The 3,555-nt window shown below is 65.5% G+C and carries 3 protein-coding genes; all 3 read right to left on the minus strand.

What is annotated here, in order from left to right; all coding sequences use genetic code 11:
• On the minus strand, window positions 1-1,240 hold a 1,240-nt coding region (locus tag AUL32_RS07245), incomplete at its 3' end, for a PDC sensor domain-containing protein (RefSeq protein ID WP_156421357.1).
• 208 nt (window positions 1,241-1,448) lie between these two features.
• Window positions 1,449-2,324: an aldose 1-epimerase family protein gene (locus AUL32_RS07250; RefSeq protein ID WP_062113193.1), complete on the minus strand. Its 876-nt coding sequence runs from the start codon at window positions 2,322-2,324 to the stop codon at window positions 1,449-1,451.
• 102 nt (window positions 2,325-2,426) lie between these two features.
• The coding region (locus AUL32_RS07255) for a tripartite tricarboxylate transporter permease (RefSeq protein WP_062113196.1) at window positions 2,427-3,555 on the minus strand (1,129 nt) is incomplete at its 5' end.

Here is a 3,555-nt window from a genome sequence, read left to right on the forward strand (position 1 = left end):
CGGCCGAGCGGGCCGAGCCGGCAGCGACCAGCGAGGAGGAGGCGCGCACGCCCGAGACGATCTCGGACAGTTTGGTGGTCATGTCGCCCATGGCGCGCTGGAGTTCGGCGATCTCGTCCGAGCCCTTGACCCGGATCGTGTGGGTGAGATCCCCCGAGCCGATCAAGCGCGCCAGCTCGACGGAGCGGCGCAGCGGGCGAACGATGGCGAAATTGCTCGTCAGCCAGACCGCGATCAGAATCACCAGAAGCGCCAGCGCGAAGCCGATCGCCAATGTGCGAAACTGCTCCATCATCGGCTGAGCCAAGGTCACTTCCGGCACGTCCACCACCGCAATCCACGTCGTGTTCAAGGACGGGACATCGAACGCATAAAACATTCGCCGGATGATGTTGCCGTCGAGATCGACGATCCCAGGCACCACGCGCGGCTGCTTGTCCGCCATGGTCGCCGCCAGTTCAGCTTTCCCGGACGTGTTGAGATAGGGGCTGGCCAAGCGCTTGGGGTCGGGATGGTAGAGCCAGAGCCCTTCCTTCGACAGGAGCTTGAGATTGCCGGTGCCGAAGGGCTTGATCGCGTGGAGATGCTGGCCGAGCTGGTTCAGCGTCATGTCGATTCCGAGCACGCCGATGAACTGACCGGCGGAGTAGACCGGTTGCGTCACGCTGGTCAGCAGGCTGTTCATGCCGGACGATGTTTCGACATAGGGCGGCGTGACGGCGCTCTTGCCGGTTTCGGCGGCCAGGGTCCACCAGGGCGCCTTGTAGTCCTCGTCGAAGGTCTGGAAGGTGACCCCGTCGCCGGCGACCCGGTGCCACCAGGGGGAGAACAAACCGTTCTTGTTGGCGCCCTGCGGCGTGTTGTTCTTCACCTCGTCCTGCTGGCCATCGAATGCTTTGGGCGCTTCCAGGAACCAGGCGCCGAAGGCCATGGGCGACGAGTCCAGATCGACCCGCAGGGTTTCGACCATGTCCTTGCGGGTCAGGTCGATCCGAGCATGCCGCTCGCCGACATTGGCTGCCGTAAGGCGAGCCGTGGCGGAGATTTCCGCCAGCGCGCCTTTGACGAATTCGGCGGCGCGGCCGGCCTCGCTCGACATGAGCTGTTCGGCGGCCTCATCGGAGTGCTGCTGCGTCTGGTAGGCCAGGAAGCCTCCCATCGGCAGAAGGCCGATGGCGAGCCCCAGTCCGATTCCTCCGATGATCTTGGCTTTCAGACCCACTCTCAGGCGACGTAGCATCTCTGCGGCCCCACATGTTGCACTGCGAAATGGTGTCGCCTGCGAACATTAAAACAGCGTGTGATGCTCGCCTTCAGGTGGCGTTCCGAGGAAGAGCCTTGTGATGTGGTTAGCCCGATCTTTCGCGGACGTCTAAAGCATTTCCCGTGAGTCAGAATTCACCGGAATGCCTTATGTTTTCGATCGTCTCGCCTTGCCTGAAAATGCTCTAGACGCTCACCGACCAGACATAGTCGCGCGACTCGCCCGCCGGCAGCGTGGCGTTGCCGGGTTTTTGCGTGAAGTCGCCATTCCAGCCGAGCGGCGGCGTGGTGCCGAACCAGGGCTCGATGCAGAGGAACGGCGCGCCCTGCGGCTTCGACCAGACGCCGAGATCGTGGTAGCCCTTCCAGGCGACGCGCAGGGCGCGTTCCGGGCCGCCTTCACCCAATGCCTCGAAGCGGACGGCGCCCTCGCCGATGCCACCGAACACCAGCGCGTCGCCGCTGAACAGCGCCTCCGAGAGGGCGAGCGCATCCTTCTCCACGGGCACGTCCCGCTCGCCCGACAGGAAGCCGCCCTCCAGCGCCGTGGCCTTGCTGGGCGCCGCGCCCTCGAAGCGCAGAACATGGCGTTCCTTGGGAAGGCCCGGCACGAGGGGCCAGCGAAAAGCGGGATGGGCGCCCACCGCGAAGGGGAGGGGCACGTCGCCCGTGTTGCGCACCCGCGTCGTCACATCGAGCGTCCGGTCCGCCACCTCGTAGAGAAGCTCCAGCTCGAAGGCGAAGGGGTAGCGCGCTCGTGTCGCCTCGCTATCCCTTAGCACCAGCCGGGCGCGGGTTTCGCTCCGCTCGCGCCATTCGAAAAGGCTGTCGCGGGCAAAGCCATGCTGGGTCATCGCGTAGCTCTGCCCGCCAACCTCCAACGCGTCGCCCGGCAGGCGGCCGACGATCGGGAAGAGCACCGGCGCATGGCGCGGCCATTCAGGCCCGGCCTGCCAAAGAAGCTCCTCGCCGGCTCCGTCCCGCAGCGAGATCAGTTCCGCCCCCTCGGCCTTGATCGAGACGGAAAGGGAGGGCGTGCCGATGCTGTGCGTGTCCGACATGAGGGGCTCCAGGCGGGATGAGTCGAGCGCAATCTAGCCGAACGCGTCGGCGCCCGCCTGCTTCTTTTGCGCTGCGGCGGGCTGCCGTTTCAGGCCCAACGCTCAATCGTCCTCGACGAACACTTCCTTGCGCTTGGCACGGATGGCGGGGAGCAGCGCCACGATGACGGCGGCCAGACCCAGCGCCAGGAGCGTCGCCGAAATGGGGCGCGAGACGAAGACCGTGGGGTCGCCGCGCGAGATGATCATGGCGCGGCGCAGATGCTCCTCCAAAAGCGGGCCGAGCACGAAGCCGAGCAGAAGCGGCGCCGGCTCGCAGCCGAGGCGAATGAGGACATAGCCGAGGATTCCGAAGACGCCGATGGCATAGACGTCGAACGGGTTGTTGTTGATGGAATAGCAGCCGATCGCCGCGAAGAGGACGATGGCGGGAAACAGGACGCGATAGGGAATGGTCAGCATCTTCACCCACAAGCCGATCAGCGGCAGATTGAGGATGACGAGAAGGACATTGCCGATCCACATTGAGGCGATGATGCCCCAGAAGAGCGCGGGCTGGGTGTTGATGACGTTCGGCCCCGGCGTGATGCCCTGGAGGATGAAGGCTCCGACGATCAGCGCCATCACGGGATGGGCTGGAATGCCGAGCGTCAGGAGTGGGATGAACGAGGTCTGGGCGGCGGCGTTGTTGGCGCTTTCCGGCCCGGCCACGCCCTCGATCGCGCCATGGCCGAATTCCGACTTGTCCTTGGCGAAGTTCTTTTCCAGCGAATAGGAAGCGAAGGAGGAAAGGACGTGCCCGCCGCCCGGCAAGACGCCCAGCAGCGAGCCCAGCACGGTGCCGCGCACAACGGGCGCGGCGATGCGTTTGAAGTCCGCCTTCGTCAGCCAGAGGCCGGAGACCTTCTTTACGCCGACCTCGCGCGTCGTCTCGTTCTCCAGATTGCGGAAGATCTCGGCGACGCCGAAGACGCCGACGGCGATCGAGACGAAGTTGATGCCCTGGTAGAGTTCGAGCTGGCCGAGCGTGAAGCGCGGCGTGCCGGTGTAGATGTCCTGGCCGACCGTGCCGAGCAGGAGGCCGAGCACGATCATGGCGAGCGCCTTGATGACCGAGCCGTGGGCGAGCGAGATCGAGACGAGGAGCCCGAGCACGATCAGCGCGAAATATTCCGGCGCGCCGAACTTCAGCGCGACGCGCGACAGCGGCGGGGCGGCGACGGCCAGAAGC

The sequence above is a fragment of the Aureimonas sp. AU40 genome (assembly GCF_001463785.1).
Taxonomy (GTDB): domain Bacteria; phylum Pseudomonadota; class Alphaproteobacteria; order Rhizobiales; family Rhizobiaceae; genus Aureimonas.